Genomic DNA, 17,879 nt, shown 5'->3' on the forward strand with positions numbered 1-17,879 from the left:
GCCCGATCGGCACCACGAAGGTGATCAGCACGAAAAGCAGAAGCGGAAGCACCAGGAAAAACGCACGACGACGCGCACGACGCGAACTCCGCGCAAGCGCAGATCTCAACGGACGACCGTCGGCGGTCACAAGCCCGGTCCGGTGAGCGGGCGCGGGCGCGAAGCTCACGCCATTCGCCGAGGTGTCTGCCATGGTCTCTGTCTCCGGTTCGGTTCGGTTCGAAGGCTGCGGCGCCAAGGCGGCGCCGCGGCTCGTTTCGTGGATTGCCGCATTCCGCGACCCGGCCCGTCAGGGGCGGGCCGGGCACGGCGCCGGATCACCTGACCAGCCAGGTATTGAAGCGCTCGCTGATCTCCATGTCGCGATCGACCCAGAACTCGAACGAGGAATGCAGCGCATTCGCGAGATTGGGCTCGGCGGTCGGCATATGCGGCCCCATCTCGGGGTTGCGGTCCTCGAAAAGCCCCACCAGAGGGATTGAGGACTTGCGGGCCGGGCCGTAGCTGATCCACCTGGTCTGGTCGGCCAGCCGCTGCGTGTCGGTGGCGAACCTGATGTATTCCATCGCCTCGTCCAGATTCGGCGCGCCCTTGGGGATCACGAAAAGCTCGTATTCGTAGACCTGCCCGTCCCAGACCATGGCGAAGGGCTTGTTCTCGGCGACCATGGCCGAGAACAGGCGGCCGTTATAGGCGGTCGTCATCGCCACCTCGCCATCGGCCAGAAGCTGCGGCGGCTGCGCTCCGGCCTCCCACCAGACGATGTGGGACTTGATGCTGTCGAGCTTGGCGAAGGCGCGGTCGAGGCCCTCGGGCGTCTCCAGCACCTCGTATACCTCGGCGGCGGGCACCCCGTCGGCCATCAGCGCCAATTCAAGATTGGGCTTCGGGCTCTTGCGCATCCCGCGCTTGCCGGGAAACTTCTCGACATCGAAGAAATCGGCGATGGTGGCGGGCTTCTCGTCCGGGAACCGGTTCGTGTCGTAGCCGTAGACGGTCGAGAACACCATCGAGGCCACGGCGCATTCCGTAAGGGCGCCCGGCAGGAAGTCGTCGACGGCGGGGGTGCCGTCGGGCGCCGGCGGAAACGCCGCGGGATCGATCTCTTCCAGCAGGCCCTCGTCGCAAAGACGGGCCGCATCGGTCGCCTCGACATCGGCCACGTCCAGCGTGACGTTGCCCGATTCCACCATCGACTTTATCGGGGCGGCCGGGTTGTCGGCGGCCAGCATCTGGACGGCGATGCCGGACTTGGCCGCGAAGGGCCGGTTATAGGCCTCGACCTGCGATTTCTCGTAGGCGCCGCCCCAGCTCATGACGGTGATGTCCGCCTGCGCGGCGCCTGCGGTCGCGGCAAGCGCGGTGGTCATGATCAGCAGTTTCTTCATCGTTGATGGCTCCCAGTTGGTTTGTCCGGCTGTCCGTTCCTGCGGCTCGTCCGGGGTTGGTTCGTGGCTGTCGGGTCGGGGATCAGACCGGATCGAGGGCGCGGGCATCCTCGGGGTGCCAGCCGATCTCGATGGTCTCGCCGGGGGTCAGCTTGCGCTGGCCCAGCGTATTGCGGCATTTCAGCACGAAGTCGCTTGCGCCCGCGACCTTCATCCGGGTCCGCAGCACGTCGCCCATGTAGATCACCTCGAGCACCTCGGCCGCGATCCTGTGGGCACCGGGCGGCATCATCTCGGGCTTGAACTCGACCCGCTCGGGCCGGATCGAGACCGTGGTGACCTGCCCGACCTCGCGGATGTCGACGGCGGTGGCGTCGATCAGCTCGCCATTGCCCAGCCGCACCAGCGCCCTGTCGCCCTGAAGCTGCTCGATGGTGCCGGCAAGCGTGTTGTTCTCGCCGATGAACTGCGCGACGAAGCTGTTTCCGGGCCGCTCGTAAAGCTCGGCCGGAGGGGCAAGCTGCTGGATGCGGCCGTCGTTGAACACCGCCACCCGGTCGGACATGGTCAGCGCCTCGCCCTGGTCATGGGTGACATAGACCACGGTGATCCCGATCCGCTCGTGCAGCTGCTTGATCTCGTATTGCATATGCTCGCGCAACTGCTTGTCCAGCGCGCCCAGCGGCTCGTCCATCAGCACCAGCTCGGGATCGAAGACCAGCGCACGCGCCAGTGCGATGCGCTGCTGCTGGCCACCCGAAAGCTGCGCCGGACGGCGGTTGGCAAAGCGGCCCATCTGCACCATGTCCAGCGCACGCATGACCTTGGCCTCGCGCTCGGCCTTGGCCAGCCCGCGCACCTGCAGGGGAAAGGACAGGTTCTCGCCCACGCTCATATGCGGGAACAGCGCATAGTTCTGGAACACCATGCCGATGCCGCGCCGGTGGGGCGGCACCGCGTTGATCGGCCGGCCCGCAAGCCGGATCTCGCCCGAGGTGGCGGTCTCGAATCCCGCCAGCATCATCAGGCTGGTGGTCTTGCCCGATCCCGAAGGGCCGAGCAGGGTCAGGAACTCGCCCCTGGCAATGGCGAGGTTCAGATCCTTCACCACCAGGGTTTCCCCGTCATAGCTTTTCTGGACGCGCTCGAAGGCGACGAACGCGTCATTCGCGGTGACTGCGCCCGTATCCGCACGGGCCGCGGCGGTGGCTTTGCTCAACTCTGGCTCCCTTGTCAGGTCTTGTCCGCGGCCATCGCGACGGAATGCGGCTGAAGCCGCCCCCTGGTCCGGCATCCGGCTTGCGCCGGGCCCGGATCGTTCGCGTGAAATGGCCCGCTTCGTTCCAACCGTCCTGTTTGTCGCGTACCGCCCATCATCGGGAATGGCGGTGGCGCGTAAATTAATGTTTTCCGCAACGGTACTTCGGCGAATCCTAAGCCGCGCATCCGGCCAGCCGTTTCAGCCCGTCACCGCAAGCCGGCCAGCAGCCGGTCCAGCATCCGCTCGCACAGGGCTAGCTGCGGCAGGGCCAGGAATTCGTCGGGCTTGTGCCCCTGCCCCTCCATGTCGCCGGGGCCGCAGACCACGGTCGGGATGCCCAGCCGCGCGAAATAGCCCGCTTCGGTGCCATAGGCGACCTTGATCCGCCGCGGGTCGCCGCAATGGCGCACGACATCCTGCACCGCCGGATGATCCGGGGCGATGTCGTGCCCGGGATAGGTGTTGGTCAGGGCGATGCGGATGTCCGCCGCCTCGTCCTGCGCACGAAACGGCGCGAGGATGCGGGCGATCTCGCATCGCAGGCGGTCCTGGAAATCCGACAGCGCATCACCGGGCAGGTGGCGCAGCTCGAATTCGACCACGGCCCGGTCGGGGACGATGTTCAGCGCCGCCCCGCCCTGCATCCTGCCGGCATGGACGGTGGAAAACGGAATGTCGTAGGCGGGATCGGTGCAGGCGGACGCGGCGTACTCGCCCTGGATGCGGCGCAGGGCGGCGATGAACTCGGCCGCGAGATGCAGCGCATTGACATGGCGCGGCGCCAGCGAGGAATGCCCGGCCGTGCCGTGGCAGGTCGCGACCAGCGCGGCCTTGCCCTTGTGCCCGATGGCCGGTCGCATCCCGGTCGGCTCGCCCACGATGCAGAGTTCGGGCCGCCAGCCCAGTGCCTCGATCCCGGGCAGCATCTCGCGGATGCCGGTGCAGCCGACCTCTTCGTCGTAAGAGATCGCCAGCATCAGCGGCCGGGCCGGGGCAGCCTTTCCCGCCCGCGCCGCCAGCGAAAGCATCGCCGCAAGAAAGCCCTTCATGTCGGTCGTGCCGCGCCCGTAAAGCCTGTCCCCCCGGCGCGACAGGGCAAAGGGCGGCCGGCTCCAGCCCTGCCCTTCGGCCGGCACGACGTCGCTATGGGCCGAAAGCATGACGCCGCCCCGCCCCTCGCCCAGCCGGGCCATCAGTCCGGCCTTGGTTCCGTCGCGGGACGGCAGGCGGTGCGTGACAAGGCCGGCCTGCCGCAGATGGTGTTCGGCGAAATCGATCAGCGCCAGGTTGCTTTCGGCGCTGACGGTGGGAAAGGCGACCAGGCGCGCCAGCAGCGCCAGCGTCTCGGGGCGGGGTTCGGTCATGCTCATCTCCTGTCCGGGCTGCGGACAAGGATGGCTATCGCCGATCCCGGCACGGCGAAATGAGCATTTCCCGAGCCATTGCTGCGGCCGGGCCTAATCCGCCCGCGCATGCGACCCCTTTAGGCACAGCCTAACCGTTGCTGCATGAAATCGTAATTTTCGCCTTTCGGACCCCGCGCTAGATCGGGGGAAAGGCCCCGGCCCCGGCGGCCGGGCATCCCCCGAAATCCACGAAAGGACCCGGAAATGTCAGTTGAAAAGATCGACACGTTGGTTGTCGGGGGCGGTCAGGCCGGCGTGGCGATGAGCGAGCATCTGGGCAAGGCCGGCGTGCCGCATCTGGTCCTGGAACGTGGCAGGATCGCCGAACGCTGGCGCTCGGAACGCTGGGATTCGCTGGTTGCCAACGGCCCCGCCTGGCATGACCGCTTTCCCGGCATGGAGTTTCCCGGCGATCCCGACGCCTTCGTCGCCAAGGAGCAGGTGGCGGATTATTTCGCGGCCTATGCCGAAAAGCTCGGAGCCCCGATCCGCTGCGGCGTCGAGGTGCGGGAGGTGCGCCGCAACGCCGGCCGCCCCGGCTTTGCCGTCACCACCTCGCAGGGCGTGATCGAGGCGAACCGCGTCGTTGCCGCCACCGGCCCCTTTCAGAAGCCGCTGGTCCCCGCCCTGATCCCGGCGGACGCGGGCGTGACGCAACTGCATTCCAGCGGCTATCGCAATCCCGATCAATTGCCGCCCGGCGCGGTCCTGGTGATCGGCGCAGGCTCGTCCGGCGTTCAGATCGCCGATGAGCTGATGCGGGCCGGGCGCAAGGTCTATCTGTCGGTCGGGCCGCATGACCGCCCGCCGCGCTCCTATCGCGGCCGCGACTTCTGCTGGTGGCTGGGCGTGCTCGGCAAATGGGACATGGCCGCACCGGCACCCGGCACCGAGCATGTGACCATCGCCGTCAGCGGCGCGCGCGGCGGCGAGACGGTGGATTTCCGCCGCCTGGGCAATCGCGGCATGGTGCTGCTGGGCCGGACCGAAGGCTATGGCGACGGCAGCCTCAACTTTTCCCCGGACCTGCGCCGGAACCTCGACCGCGGCGACGAGAACTATCTGTCCCTGCTGGACGAGGCCGACGCCCATATCGCCAGCAACGGCCTGGACCTGCCGCAGGAGCCCGAGGCCCGCAAGCGCGAGCCCGACCCGGATTGCGTGACCGACCCGATCCTGGAGCTGAACCTTGCCGGGGCCGGGATCGCCACGGTGATCTGGGCCACCGGCTTTGCGGTGGATTTCGGCTGGATCAGGGCCGATGCCTTTGACGAGCGCGGCCGTCCGCTGCACCAGCGCGGCGTGTCGGTCCAGCCGGGGCTCTATTTCCTCGGACTGCCCTGGCAGTCGCGACGCGGCTCCAGCTTCATCTGGGGGGTCTGGCACGATGCCCGGCATATCGCCGAGCAGATCGTGATCCAGCGCAAATATTCCGACTATCAGGGCAAGGCCCAGCGAACGCTGCAAGAGGCATGATCTTGCGCCCCCGCCAATGGCGCCCTTGAACAACCGCACCGCACCCATGGAGACCAGGATGGCCCACACCCGCATCCGCAAATTCAACACCCGCGACACCTATCCCGAGCAGAAGCTCGACAACGACCTTTGCCAGGCGGTCGTCACGCAGGGCGGCAGGATCGTCTGGCTGCGCGGCCAGTGCCCGCAGGACCTGGACACGGCCAGGAACATCGACAGCCACGATCCGGTCGAGCAGACCCACAAGGTCATGCAGAACATCCGGCAACTGATCGAGGAAGCCGGCGGCCGGATGGAGCATCTGGTCAAGGTCGTCGTCTACATCACCGACGTGCGCCACCGCGAGGCGGTCTATCGCACCATGGGCGAATATCTCGGGGGGGTGCATCCGGTCTCGACCGGGCTCGTGGTGCAGGCGCTGGCGCGGCCGGAATGGCTGGTCGAGATCGACGGCACCGCCGTCATCCCGGTGTAAGCCGATGACCTTTTCCCTGGTCGCGCGCTGCCCCGAAACCGGGATGTTCGGGATTGCCATATCCTCGTCCTCGCCCGCGGTGGCGGCGCGCTGTTCCCATGCCCGTGCGGGCGTGGGCGCGGTCGCCTCGCAGAACGTCACCGACCCTGCGCTGGGGCCGCTGGCGCTGGATCTGATGGAGGGCGGCATGTCGGCCCCCGATGCCGTCGCCGAGATCCGGCGCCGGGGACGGTTCATCGAATACCGGCAGGTTCTGGCGGTCGATGCCAAGGGCCGGACGGCGATCCATTCGGGGCCGAATTCCCTGGGCATCTGGACGCAGGCGCAGGCGGAAAACGTCGCCTCGGGCGGCAACCTGCTGGCCGATGACGGCGTGCCGCAGGCCATCGTCGACGGCTATCTGGCGGCTTCGGGCCATATCGGGGACCGGCTGATCGCCGCGATGCGCGCCGGCCTTGCCGCCGGCGGCGAGGCCGGCCCGGTCCATTCGGCAGGCATGATGATCGTCGACAAGGTCGGCTGGCCCGTGGCCGACCTGCGCTGCGACTGGACCGAGGATTGCCCCATCGAGGCCATCGCCCGGCTATGGGACATCTACAAGCCGCAGCTCGACGCCTATGTCCAGCGCGCGCTGGACCCGCGCGAGGCGCCCTCTTACGGCGTGCCCGGCGACGAATGAACCCGGCCGGGCGCTGCTGCATCGCTGCGCCCGGCCGCTGCACCCGCCATCCGGCCAAAGCCCGCCGGCCATGCCGCCCGGGTTTCCTGCACATTGCCCCGGATGAAGGCAGCATGAGATTTTCGCCCGATCAGATGCGTCGATATGTCACATTGCTTGCAGTGACGAAGCTTTCAGGGCAATACTCGGGCCACGTCGGCGCCAGGCCGCAAGCCAAGGGCGCAAGGACGGGCGGCAAAGGCATCCGCCGCAATGCCAACCACCGAGTCGGAAGAAACATGCCCCTTCGCTATACGCTGCGGCAGCTCGAATACTTCGTCGCCGTGGGCGAGACCGGCAGCATTGCCGCCGCCTCGCAGCAGGTGAACGTCTCGTCGCCCTCGATCTCGGCCGGGATCTCGCAGCTCGAGGAAGAACTGGGGGTCAAGCTTTTCATCCGCTATCACGCGCAGGGCCTGACGCCGACGCTGGCGGGGCGCAAATTGCTCGACCATGCGCAGACCGTGCTGCGCCAGGCCGCGACGTTGCGCGATCTGGCGGGGGATCTGTCCGGCTCGGTCCGCGGGCCGCTGGCCATCGGTTGCCTCAGCACATTCGCCCAGATCGTGTTGCCGGGCCTGCGGCGCAGCTTCATCGAGGAATACGACGAGGTCCGCATCTCGCAGGTCGAGGCCGACCAGGCCGAGCTGTTCGGCCTGCTGCGGCAGGCCAAGATCGACCTGGCGCTGACCTACGACCTGGACCTGCCGGGCGACCTGCGCTTCTTCCCGATCATCGAACTGCCGCCGCTGGTCGCGATGAGCGAAAACCACCCGCTGGCGCATCTGTCCGAAGTCTCGGTCCAGCAGCTTGCGCCTCATCCCATGGTGCTGCTCGATCTGCCGCTGAGTTCCGAATATTTCCTGTCCTTCTTCACCAAGGCCGGATTGCGCGCCAATATCTCCGAGCGCACGCGCGACATGGCGGTGATGCGCAGCCTTGTCGCCAATGGCTTCGGCTATTCCATCGTGAACGTCCGGCCCCTGCACGACGTGGCGCCGGACGGAAAGCCGATGCGGTTCCTGCCCCTTACCGGCACACCGCGCCCGATGAAGCTGGGCCTGCTGATAAGCCGGGGGACCGAGCGTCCCCGGCTGCACAAGGTCTTTATCGACCACGCCCGCGACTGGATCGAAAGGCAGAGCCGGAATCTGCTGGGCCTGCTTCCGCCCGCCGAGACCGAGGAGCCCCGGCGCGCAAGCCGCAGCGGCTGACGGATCGACGGCTTGCCCGGCTGTGGCCCGGGGCAAGCCCCGGCGGCAATCACCCGTCAAGAGGCCGGAAAGAACATGGGCATGACGACGACCCCGACGATCAGCAGCGCCCAGCATGCCCAGGGAAACCATGCCGCCAGGAATGCCCTGCGCCGCTCATCCCTTACCGGCACGACCGCCATCCACAGCAGCGCGGCACCAAGCGCATAGGTGGCATGGACCACCCAGTCACGGACATGGACGACCCGGCCCGCGGGCCAGTTCGCTTCCTGATACGAGGTGCTGTGCGCAACCAGCAGGATGAACAGCAGCGACCCAAGGCTGTTTACGATGGCGGTCAAGGGCAATGCGTCGGCTCCGATCCGTTACTGCGCGAAAACGGCTCTTTATGGCGGCCGGGTTTCCTGTGCAATTGCGGCCAGGGGTGCAATGCGGATTCGATCGCATCACCCCTCGGCCCGTGAGCGCATGACCAGGAAGGCGGCCAGCGGAAGCGCGATCAGGCCGCCGGCCAGCAGCGGGTCGGGCAGCACGAAGGCCGTGTAGAAGATGGAGGCGCAGTCCATCGAAGCCAGCATGAACGAAAGACAGACCAGTCCCGCACAGATCCAGAACAGCACCACTTCGCAACGGGCAACCGCCCGATTCAGCCGAAGCAGGCGCAAGGCGAGTGGCGCGAGGAAGATCCCGAAGCTGCCGATCATGGCATCGTCGTCACCCCCGGAACTGAAGAGGTCGCGACAGAAGAAGGGACCGTCGGCATCCCGAAACGCCAGCCCCGGCGACAGATCCTCGTAGGCAAGGCCGACGAAGGCCATCATGGCCAGAGCGGCGATATATGCCAGATGTCCCGCCTTGCGCATTCCTGCCCTTCCGGATGCCGTTCCCGATGGCACTACCCATCGGGCAGCCGCGCGCAAGAATCCAGCGCAACCGTCGGAGCGGGCCTGATCGGTCGCGTCACGCAACATCCTCGCAACGCGCCACGAGCCATTCCCGCAATGCGCCCTGCCCGGTGGTTTCGGGACTGGCGTGCAAGCGGGTCAGCCAATAATCGCCCGCCGCAAGCACGGCCTCGAACGGCCGGGCCAGCCGTCCGGCCTGGGTCCAGGACGAAAACAGCGCGACCGGCACCAGTCCCACGCCATGGGACCGGGCGGCCATTTCAGCGATGGCCAGCGAGGTGTCGAAGACCGAGCCGCGCAGCTGCGGTGCCGGCAGCCCCTGGCCGGCGAACCACCGCTCCCATTCATTCGCGCGATAGGATCGCAGCAGGGGCACCGACAGAAGATCCTCGACCCTGCGCAGGCGCCCGGCCAGTTCGGGGCTGCACACCACCATCATCGCGCCGCTCATCAGCCTGGTCGCCGCCACGCCGTGCCAACTGCCGTCGCCGAAACGGACCGCCAGGTCCAGCCCTTCGCCGGCCAGGTCGACGCGGTTGTTGTTGGTGTGGATGCGCAGGTCGATCGAGGGGTGAAGCCGCTGGAAATCCGCAAGGCGCGGGATCAGCCATTCCGTGGCGAAGCTGTTGACGACGCCCAGGTTGATCGTCTCGTGATAGTGCCCGGCCGAAAAGCGATCCAGCGTCCCGGACATCTCGTCGAAGATCCGGGTCAGGACCGGGGCCAGCATGATCCCCTCTTCGGTCAGCACCAGCCCGCGCGGGACGCGGCGGAACAGCGTGACCCCCAGGCGCTCCTCCAGCCCGCGGATCTGGTGGCTCAGCGCCGCCTGCGTCACGCAAAGCTCGATGGCGGCGCGGGTCAGGTTCAGGTGGCGCGATGCCACCTCGAAGGCGCGCAGGGCGTTCAGGGGAAGTTGCGGGCGATCCATGCCGCCGAAATTAGATTATCTCATGGCAGAAGTGAAATATGATCGTTTGCGCCCCGTTGCCGCGTCGCTTTAACTGGGCGCATGGCGGCCGCAGACAAGCCGCCCCGATATGAGCAGAGCGGAAACATGAATATGAATTATGGATGCGTGGGCCTTGGCCTGTTCGCAGCGGGCCTTGCCATGCCGGCCTTGGCGATGAGCGAGGCCGAGTTCCGGCAGATGGCGGCCGGGATCTTTGCCCCCGTCATCGCCGAGCATGACATTCCCGGCCTCGCCGTCGGCGTGACCTGGCAGGGGCAGGACTATGTCTATACCGCGGGCATGGCCGACCGCGCGGCCGCCGTGCCCGTCACGGCCGAGACGCTGTTCGAGCTGGGTTCGATCAGCAAGACCTTCAACGTGACGCTCGCCGCGCTGGCGGCGCAACAGGGGCGCCTGTCGCTTGCGGATCCGGTCGCCGCGCATCTGCCGGAACTGAAAGGCAGCGCGATCGGCTCGGTGTCGCTGATGGACCTTGCCACCCATCAGACCGGCGGCCTGCCCCTTCAGGTGCCGGATGAGGCCGGCGACGACGGCACGCTGATGCGCTGGCTGGGGGACTGGCAGCCCGTGCCGAGCCAGGGCGAGCGGTCCTATTCGAATGTCAGCATCGGCCTTCTGGGACGCATCGCCGCCCGGGCCATCGGCGAACCCTATGCCGAGGCGCTGCGCAGCCATGTCCTGCATCCGCTGGGGCTGGAAAGCACCCATGTCGATGTGCCGGCGGCAGAGATGCCGCGCTATGCCTGGGGCTATTCGCGCCGGGACGACAGCGCCATCCGGGTTAATCCGGGCATGCTCGACGACGAGGCCTATAGCCTGAAGTCGGACCTGCACGACATGCTGCGCTTCCTGCAGGTCAACCTGGGCGATACGGATGTCCCGCCTAAGCTGCGCGAGGCCGTGGCGCAAACCCATGCGGGCCAGACAGGGACGCAGCACTTCCAGCAGGCGATGATCTGGGAGCGCTACCCCTGGCCGGTTTCCCGCGACCAACTGCTGGCCGGGAATGCGGCCGAGATGGTCATGGAAAGCCAGCCCGCGACCCGGCTGGAGCGACCCGATCTGTCCGACCATGCGGTGCTGTTCAGCAAGACCGGATCGACGAACGGCTTCGGCGGCTATGTCGCCTTCATCCCGGCCGAGGAACTGGGCCTGGTCATCCTGGCCAATCGCAACATCCCCAATCCCGCCCGCGTGGATGCGGGATTGGCCCTGATCGAAGCCGTTCTGCAGGCGGACGAATGAGGATCGGCCATCTTGCACTCGCTGCGCTGGCCATCCCGACTCGGACGCCGATGCCCCCTCGGCGCCAGCGCTAGCGGCTGACCAGCACCACCTCGCCCGCGCCGGCGCCCGTGGCGATCTGCAGCGCCGCCCATTCCTTGGCCGCCTGATTGCGGGCCGAGGCGGCCGAGAGCCGGGCGCTGGCCGTCGAGCGGTCGGAATCGAGCAGGTCCAGCAGCGCCAGCTCACCCTCGGCAAAGCTCGTCCGGGCGAGTTGATAGGCGCGGTCATAGGCGGCCGCCGCGCCTTCCAGCGCCGCGGCTTGCTCGCGATAGCGGCGCAGGTTCGATTGTGCGACCTGCACGTCCTCGACCGCCTGTGACACGCTGGCACGCCAGGCGATCTCGGCCTCGCGCGCCTCGGCCATGCGGCGCGCGCGCGTGGCCTGCAGCGCGCCCTGGTTCAGCACCGGGAAAGAAATCGCCGGCCCGAAGCCCCAGGACTTCGCCCCGCCGCTTTCGCTGACCGAGCCGGTGAGCGACAGCGAGGGCAGCAGGTCGGCCGTCGCCACCCCCACCGCCGCAAGCGCCGCGGCCAGGTCGTATTCGGCCGCGCGCAGGTCGGGCCGGTTGCGCAGCAGGTCCGCCGGCACGCCCGCTCGGCCCGTCGCTGGGATGCGTGGCTGCGCCGCGCCGCGCTTCATCTGCGCCAGCACGCCTGCGGCGGGTTCGTTGAGCAGCGTCGCGATGCGATAGGCCTGGGCGTTGAACTGTGCCTCATAGCCCGGCAGCTCGGCCCTGGCGCCGGCCAGCAGCGCCTCGGCCTGGGCCATATCGAACTCGCTGACCACGCCGAACTCGCGCTGGTCGCGGGTGATGCGGACGGTCTCCTCGCGGGTCGAAACGGTCTTGCGGGTCAGGGCCAGCGCCTGCTGGTAATAGCGCGCGTCGCCATAGGCATCGATCAACTCGGCGATCCAGGCCAGCCGCGCCGTGCCCAGCCCCGCCTTGGCGGATTCCAGGCTGGCCGCGGCGCCCTGTCTTTCACGCCGCGCACCGCCGAACAGGTCAAAGACGAAATTCGCGCCAAGGCTCGAATTGCCGGCGGTCTGGACCGCCCCGCCCGCGCTGGCGCCCCGTTCGCGCGCAGCGCTGGCCGTGCCCGAGACCTGGCCGGCAAGCACGCCGGTGCCGCGCAGATCGGCGGCGGCGGCGCGGATGCGCTCGCGCGCGGCGGCCTCGTCCAGGTTCTGCTTGAGACCTCGCGCGATCAGGTCGTTCAGCACCGGGTCGCGGTATTCTGCCCAGAAGGCGCGGCTGGCCAGCTTGCCGGCCGATGCGGCCTCGCCCTCGACAAATGTCGCGGGCACGGGGATCGCGGGGCGGGCGTCGGGATCGGGTCCGACGGCCGCGCAGCCCGCCGCCAGAAGCAGCAGCGCCGGGCCGAAAAAGCGGGAAGGAGAAATCACGTCTTGGCTCTCTTGTTGGTGAAATGCTGCACGGCCCTGAGGACCGCGACGTAGAAGACGGCGACGAGGAAGATGCCGATCACCGCCGAGGCCGTGATGCCGCCCAGCACGCCGATGCCGATGGATTGCTGCGCCGCCGCGCCCGCGCCGCTGGCCAGCGCCAGGGGCAGAACGCCCAGCATGAAGGCGAGCGTCGTCATCAGGATCGGGCGCAGCCGCATGCGCGAGGCCTCGACCGCCGCCTCCAGAAGCGGCTTGCCATGTCCGTGCAACTGCTGGGCGAATTCCACGATCAGGATGGCGTTGCGCGCGGCAAGGCCGATGGTCGTCAGCAGGCCGACCTTGAAATAGACGTCGTTCGACTGGTCGAAGACCAGCGCCGCCGCCATGGCGCCGACGATGCCGATGGGCACGGTCATCATCACCGAAAGCGGCACCGACCAGCTTTCGTAAAGCGCCGCCAGCGCCAGGAACACCACCAGTGCCGACAGCGCGAACAGCATCGGCGCCTGGCTGCCCGAAAGCCGCTCCTGATAGGAAAGCCCGGTCCAGGCGGTGCCGTAGCCGCCATCCATGCCGGCGACCAGCTCCTCCATCACCTCCATCGCCGTGCCGGACGAAACGCCCTGCGCCGGCGCGCCGGTGATCTCCAGCGAACGGGTGCCGCCATAGCGGGCAAGGCTCTGCGCCTGCTGGTCCCAGTCCTGCGCGGTGAAGGCGGTAAAGGGCACCATGTCGCCTGCGGTGTTGCGGACATACCATTTCTCGATGTCGTCGGGCTGCATCCGCGCCTCGGCCTTTCCCTGGACGATGACGGGGCGCAGTTCGGTGCCCAGCGAGAAATCGTTCACGTTCGCGCTGGCGAAGATCACCGACAGCGTCGTGTTCAGGTCCGAGATCGACAGGCCGTAGGCCGCCGCCTTCTGCTGGTCGATGTCGATCCGGCGCGAGGTCTCGAATGGCGCGTCATTGCCTTGCAGGCTGGTGACGCGGCCATCGGCCGTGGCCTTTTCCACCAGTTCGTCGGCAGCGGCGGCCAGCGCCTCCTGCCCGTGGCCGGACTGGTCGATCAGGTGCATGGTGAAACCGGCCGTATTGCCCATGCCCTGGATGGCGGGCGGCTGCATGAAGAAGACCTGCCCGTTGCGGTTCTCCATGAAGCGCAGGTTGCCGCGCGTCGCCATGGATGCGGCATCGAAGCCCTCGCGCAGCTCGAAATCCTTGAGCTTGACGAAGATCATCGCGTTGCGCGGACCCGAGCCGCCGAAGCCGAAGCCAAGCGCGGCAAAGACGCTCTCGGCGGTGTCCTTCTCGGTGCCGAGCACATATTGCTCGACCTCCTCGACCAGCGCGCGGGTGCGTTCGGCAGTCGAGCCCTCGGGGGTTTCGACCATGACCATCAGCACGCCCTGGTCCTCGGACGGCAGGAAAGAGCCGGGCAGTTTCTGGTAAAGCATGTATGCCCCGGCACCAAAGGCCAGCAGCACGACCAGGAAGCGGAAGGGCCGGCGCACAAAAGCGCCCACCGCGCCGGCATAGCCGTTCGTGGCCCGGTCCAGGTTGCGGTTGAACCATCGCGCGGGCGCGATGCCGTCGCCATGGCCGCGCGGTTTCAGCAGCGTCGCGCACATGGCCGGGGTCAGGATCAGCGCGACGCCCAGCGACAGGACCATGGCGGTGATGATGGTGACCGAGAACTGCCGATAGATCACCCCGGTCGAGCCCGACATGAAGGCCATCGGCAGGAACACCGCCGACAGCACCAGCACGATGCCGACCAGAGCCGAGGAAATCTCGTCCATGCTCTTCTCGGTCGCCTCGACCGGGCCGATGCCTTCCTCTTCCATCACCCGCTCGACATTCTCGACCACGACGATGGCGTCGTCCACCAGAAGGCCGATGGCCAGCACCATCGCGAACATGGTCAGCGTGTTGATCGACATGCCGGCGAATGACAGCACCCCGAAGGTGCCCAAGAGCACCACCGGGATCGCCAGCGTCGGGATCAGCGTCGCGCGCCAGCTTTGCAGAAAGACCAGGATGACCAGGAAGACCAGCACCACCGCCTCGATCAGCGTGTGATAGACCTGATTGATGGATTCCTCGACGAAGGGCGAGGTGTCGTAGGGATAGACGATCTGCACTCCGGCCGGCAGCGAGGATTGCAGCCCGTCCAGCACCTCGCGCACCGCCTCGGCCGTGTCCACGGCGTTCGCGCCCGTGGCCAGGTTCACGCCGAACCCGGCGGCGGGCATGCCGTTGTAGCGCGAGGACGAGCCGTAATCCTCCTGCCCGATCTCGATATCGGCCACGTCGCCCAGAAAGATCGTGGCGCCGTCGCTGTCGGTGCGCAGCAGGATACGCTCGAATTCGCGCACCGAGGTCAGCTGCGACTGCGCCGAAAGCGCCACGTTCAGTTGCTGGCCCTTGACCGTGGGCTGGCTGCCGAGGCTGCCCAGGGTGACGTTGGTGTTCTGCTCGCTGACGGCCGAGACCACGTCCGAGGGCGTGACCTGATATTGCAGCATCCGGTCGGGATCCAGCCAGATCCGCATCGCATAGCCCGAGCCGAAGCTGTTGATCGAGCCGACGCCGGCGGTGCGCTTGACCGGGTTTTCGATCACCTGCGCAACCAGATCGCCCAGTTCCAGCGAGGAATAGCTGCCGTCGGTCGAGGTCAGCGCCCCCACCAGCAGGATGGACGAGGTCGAGCGGCTGACCGAGACGCCCTTGCTCTGCACCGACTCGGGCAGTTGCGAGGTCACCAGTTGCAGCTTGTTCTGCACCTGCACCTGGGCGATGTCCGGGTCCACGCTGTCGTCGAAGGTAAGCTGGATCGAACTGGACCCCTGAGACGAGGTCGAGGTCATGTAGATCAGCCCATCAAGGCCGGTCATGCCGTCCTCGATGATCGAGGTCACCGAGTTCTCGACGATGTCGGGCGAGGCGCCGGTATAGGTGGCGCTGATCCTGACCGTGGTGGGCGCGATGTCGGGATATTGCGCGATGGGCAGGCTGGACAGGCCATAGACCCCGGCCAGCATGGTGATGATGGCCAGAACCCAAGCGAAGACGGGGCGGTGAATGAAGAAACGGGCCATCGGATCACTCCGCCTGCTGCGTCGCCGGCAGGTCGCGGACCACGCCGTTCTCGTCGATCTCGACCGCAACCGGCGCGACCTCGGCGCCTTCGGCCAGATTGGTGCCGCCGTTCACGATCAGCGCGTCGCCGTCCTTCAGCCCGTCGGTGACGATCCAGCTGTTCTCATGCACGCCCTCCTCGGTCAGCACGCGCTTCACCGCCTTGCCATCCTCGGCCACCCAGGCCGAAAGCGTGCCGTCGCGCCCGCGCGTCGCGGCCATCTGCGGCACCAGCACCGCCTGGATCCGGCCGATCTCGATCCGGCCGCGCACGAACATGCCGGGCAGGATGCGGCGCTCGGGATTGTCGAAGCGGAAGCGGAAGTCGATAGCCCCGGTCGAGGTCGAGACGGTATAGCCCGGCGCCACCATCTCGCCCGTGGCGGCATAGGTCACGCCGTTCTCCAGCGTAAGCTGCGCCTTCAGCCCCTGGCTCATCCTGATCTGGCCCGACTCGATGCGCTCGCGGATGCGTTGCAGCCGGGCCGAGGGTTCGTACATGTCCACGTCGATGGGATCGAGCTGGGTGACCGTCGCCAGCGCATCGCTTTGCCCCGCGGTGACCAGGTCGCCCGGCGAGACCGCGGCGACCGAGGGCAGCCCGTCCAGCGGGCTGGCGATCGTGGTCCAGGACAGCTGCGTCTCGGCCAGCTTCAGCGCCGCCTCGGCGGCGGCGGCGGCGGCCTGCGCCTGCTCCATCGTGGCCTGCGCCTGTTCCAGCGCCGCCTGGGTCGAGCCCGAGCCCTGCAGCCGGCGCGACCGCTCATAGGCCGCCTCGGCCTGCGGCACGGCCGCCTTGGCCGAGGCAAGGTTGGCCCGCGCCTCCTGGACCGCGGCCTCATAGGTGGTCGGATCGATGCGGAACATGGGATCGCCCACCTTGATCGGCTGGCCGGGATTGTAGAGCACCTCGGTCACGAAACCGTCCACGCGCGGGCGGATGTCCACCGCATCCCGTGCCACGGCGCGACCGGGCAGCGTGCTGACCAGCGGCACGGATTCGGCCGTGACGGAAATCACCCCGACCTGCCTGGGACCGGGCGCGACGGGCTGCTGCGCCGCGGCCTGTCCCGCAAGGGAAAGGGCGGCCAGGGCAATGCCCAGCCGGGCAAGCCGATGGAGAAAGCGAAAGGTCATGCGGATCATCCTTGGTCGAAAACGGGTTGGTGCAGTTCAGCCTGCGACAGGCCGCACGTCGGCGGGAGGGATCGGCCTCATCTTCGGTCCTGCGTGCCGTCCCAGAGCACCCACAGCCAGAACAGGCAGTTCAGCAACGCGCCGATGGCGCCGCCGCGCTCGGCATGGCCGAAGGCCCAGCCGATCAGCGCACAGACCTCGACGCTGAGCGCCAGCGACATGACGAACCAGATCAGCGCGCCGAGCAGCCGTGCCAGCCAGTCGTGATCGTGGTCCAGAGTCATCCGGCACCCCCGTCCTGGGGCGCAGCCACCGGATCCGCCCGCCCGGCAAGGCATTCGGCCAGGATGATGCAATCGCGAAGGGCGCCGGCGACGGCCGGGTTCAGCACCGGGTCCAGCAACTCGCCCTGCCCGTCGACCAGCCGAAAGACCAGCCTTTCGCCGCCGAACCCGATCAGGCTGAACGAGACCGGCACCATCCGCCCCGCGCTGGCATCGGCGTCCGCGTCGCCCGCGCGCGGCACGCAAAGCGTCATGCACCGCCGGGCTTCGGCAAGGGTTTTGCTGGTCATGGTCGCGCGTCCTGTCACCTGTCCTCGGGCCGCGTTCTGCCGCCACCCGGAACCATGATGCCCGACAATCGCCGGGGCGCACGCATATATTTGTAAGGAATTGTTTCTGGCCGGCGGCGAGAAACGCTTTGTTACAATTTCGGTTTTTCGGGAAACACACGGATACACCGGGGACGAACGGCAGAAACAGCCCGCGGCTACATCGAAACCGGGCCTCCGCCGCCGGGCGGAGCCGGGATGATTCGCGCCAGAGCCGGGGGATAACCGATGCGCAAGACCATGCCAGTCGCGCTGATCCTGGGCGCCCTGCTGATCGCGGTCGCAGTGCTGCGCTGGCCCGGCGCCACGCCGGGCGGTGCCGCCGCCCCGGGCTACCTGACCGCGCCTGCAGAGCGCGGTTCTCTTGAGGTATCGGTTCTTGCTGAGGGTCGTTTGAAGCCTTCGAACCTTGTTGCGGTGGGTGCGCAGGTTTCGGGTCGGATCACCGAGCTGGCGGTGGTTCTGGGCCAGCGGGTGGAG

Annotated in this window: 16 protein-coding genes and 2 pseudogenes; 6 read left to right on the forward strand and 12 right to left on the reverse strand. The window is 67.7% G+C overall.

Annotated features, from left to right (window positions below):
- The 4 genes and pseudogenes from QPR87_RS22730 to argE all read right to left on the reverse strand — a co-directional run.
- Window positions 1-193 (reverse strand): annotated as a pseudogene (locus QPR87_RS22730) (ABC transporter permease); the annotation flags it as partial.
- A 124-nt stretch (window positions 194-317) separates the two neighbouring features.
- On the reverse strand, window positions 318-1,388 hold the full coding sequence (locus tag QPR87_RS22735; RefSeq protein ID WP_285051470.1) for an ABC transporter substrate-binding protein: 1,071 nt from the start codon (window positions 1,386-1,388) through the stop codon (window positions 318-320).
- An 82-nt stretch (window positions 1,389-1,470) separates the two neighbouring features.
- The gene (locus QPR87_RS22740) at window positions 1,471-2,607 is read right to left on the reverse strand and encodes an ABC transporter ATP-binding protein (RefSeq protein ID WP_285051471.1); all 1,137 of its coding nucleotides are present in this window, start codon (window positions 2,605-2,607) and stop codon (window positions 1,471-1,473) included.
- A 248-nt stretch (window positions 2,608-2,855) separates the two neighbouring features.
- Window positions 2,856-4,013, reverse strand: a complete 1,158-nt coding sequence (argE, locus tag QPR87_RS22745) for an acetylornithine deacetylase (RefSeq protein WP_285051472.1) — start codon at window positions 4,011-4,013, stop codon at window positions 2,856-2,858.
- A gap of 246 nt (window positions 4,014-4,259) precedes the next feature.
- Between argE and QPR87_RS22750 the strand changes: the two genes are divergently transcribed.
- From QPR87_RS22750 to QPR87_RS22765, 4 genes are all read left to right on the forward strand, one after another.
- Window positions 4,260-5,531, forward strand: a complete 1,272-nt coding sequence (locus QPR87_RS22750) for a flavin-containing monooxygenase (protein ID WP_285051473.1) — start codon at window positions 4,260-4,262, stop codon at window positions 5,529-5,531.
- Window positions 5,532-5,589: 58 nt separating this feature from the next.
- Window positions 5,590-6,006 carry a RidA family protein gene (locus tag QPR87_RS22755; protein WP_231000404.1) on the forward strand — a complete coding sequence of 139 codons (417 nt, stop codon included), beginning with the start codon at window positions 5,590-5,592 and terminating at the stop codon, window positions 6,004-6,006.
- A gap of 4 nt (window positions 6,007-6,010) precedes the next feature.
- Window positions 6,011-6,685 (forward strand): DUF1028 domain-containing protein, encoded by a 675-nt coding sequence (locus QPR87_RS22760; protein ID WP_285051474.1) that lies wholly within the window; start codon window positions 6,011-6,013, stop codon window positions 6,683-6,685.
- Window positions 6,686-6,963: 278 nt separating this feature from the next.
- Window positions 6,964-7,938, forward strand: coding sequence for a LysR substrate-binding domain-containing protein (locus tag QPR87_RS22765; protein WP_285051475.1), 975 nt, complete (start codon window positions 6,964-6,966; stop codon window positions 7,936-7,938).
- 56 nt (window positions 7,939-7,994) lie between these two features.
- Here the strand turns inward: QPR87_RS22765 and QPR87_RS22770 are convergent, their stop codons facing one another.
- From QPR87_RS22770 to QPR87_RS22780, 3 genes are all read right to left on the reverse strand, one after another.
- The gene (locus tag QPR87_RS22770; RefSeq protein WP_199766769.1) at window positions 7,995-8,279 is read right to left on the reverse strand and encodes a hypothetical protein; all 285 of its coding nucleotides are present in this window, start codon (window positions 8,277-8,279) and stop codon (window positions 7,995-7,997) included.
- A 105-nt stretch (window positions 8,280-8,384) separates the two neighbouring features.
- Window positions 8,385-8,801 carry a hypothetical protein gene (locus QPR87_RS22775; RefSeq protein WP_285051476.1) on the reverse strand — a complete coding sequence of 139 codons (417 nt, stop codon included), beginning with the start codon at window positions 8,799-8,801 and terminating at the stop codon, window positions 8,385-8,387.
- Between the two features lie 97 nt (window positions 8,802-8,898).
- Window positions 8,899-9,774: a LysR family transcriptional regulator gene (locus QPR87_RS22780; RefSeq protein WP_285051477.1), complete on the reverse strand. Its 876-nt coding sequence runs from the start codon at window positions 9,772-9,774 to the stop codon at window positions 8,899-8,901.
- A 126-nt stretch (window positions 9,775-9,900) separates the two neighbouring features.
- Between QPR87_RS22780 and ampC the strand changes: the two genes are divergently transcribed.
- Window positions 9,901-11,061 (forward strand): class C beta-lactamase, encoded by a 1,161-nt coding sequence (gene ampC, locus QPR87_RS22785; RefSeq protein ID WP_285051478.1) that lies wholly within the window; start codon window positions 9,901-9,903, stop codon window positions 11,059-11,061.
- A 70-nt stretch (window positions 11,062-11,131) separates the two neighbouring features.
- Here ampC and QPR87_RS22790 read toward each other — a convergent pair whose 3' ends face one another.
- The 5 genes from QPR87_RS22790 to QPR87_RS22810 all read right to left on the reverse strand — a co-directional run bounded on the left by QPR87_RS22790 (window position 11,132) and on the right by QPR87_RS22810 (window position 17,360).
- Entirely contained in the window at window positions 11,132-12,508 is a 1,377-nt protein-coding gene (locus QPR87_RS22790; RefSeq protein WP_285051480.1) for an efflux transporter outer membrane subunit, read from the reverse strand.
- Window positions 12,505-15,609 (reverse strand): efflux RND transporter permease subunit, encoded by a 3,105-nt coding sequence (locus QPR87_RS22795; protein WP_104494351.1) that lies wholly within the window; start codon window positions 15,607-15,609, stop codon window positions 12,505-12,507. The genes QPR87_RS22790 and QPR87_RS22795 overlap by 4 nt, the downstream gene beginning before the upstream one ends.
- Window positions 15,610-15,613: 4 nt before the next feature.
- The gene (locus QPR87_RS22800; protein ID WP_285051481.1) at window positions 15,614-16,786 is read right to left on the reverse strand and encodes an efflux RND transporter periplasmic adaptor subunit; all 1,173 of its coding nucleotides are present in this window, start codon (window positions 16,784-16,786) and stop codon (window positions 15,614-15,616) included.
- 77 nt (window positions 16,787-16,863) lie between these two features.
- A complete protein-coding gene (locus QPR87_RS22805) occupies window positions 16,864-17,070 on the reverse strand; it encodes a hypothetical protein (protein ID WP_041530357.1) in 207 nt (68 codons plus the stop codon).
- Window positions 17,067-17,360 carry a hypothetical protein gene (locus QPR87_RS22810; RefSeq protein ID WP_285051482.1) on the reverse strand — a complete coding sequence of 98 codons (294 nt, stop codon included), beginning with the start codon at window positions 17,358-17,360 and terminating at the stop codon, window positions 17,067-17,069. Before QPR87_RS22810 ends, QPR87_RS22805 begins: the two co-directional genes overlap by 4 nt.
- A 267-nt stretch (window positions 17,361-17,627) precedes the next feature.
- Between QPR87_RS22810 and QPR87_RS22815 the strand changes: the two are divergent.
- Window positions 17,628-17,879 (forward strand): annotated as a pseudogene (locus tag QPR87_RS22815) (efflux transporter periplasmic adaptor subunit); the annotation flags it as partial.

This window comes from Paracoccus sp. SSJ, assembly GCF_030234105.1.
Classification (GTDB): Bacteria; Pseudomonadota; Alphaproteobacteria; order Rhodobacterales; family Rhodobacteraceae; genus Paracoccus; species Paracoccus denitrificans.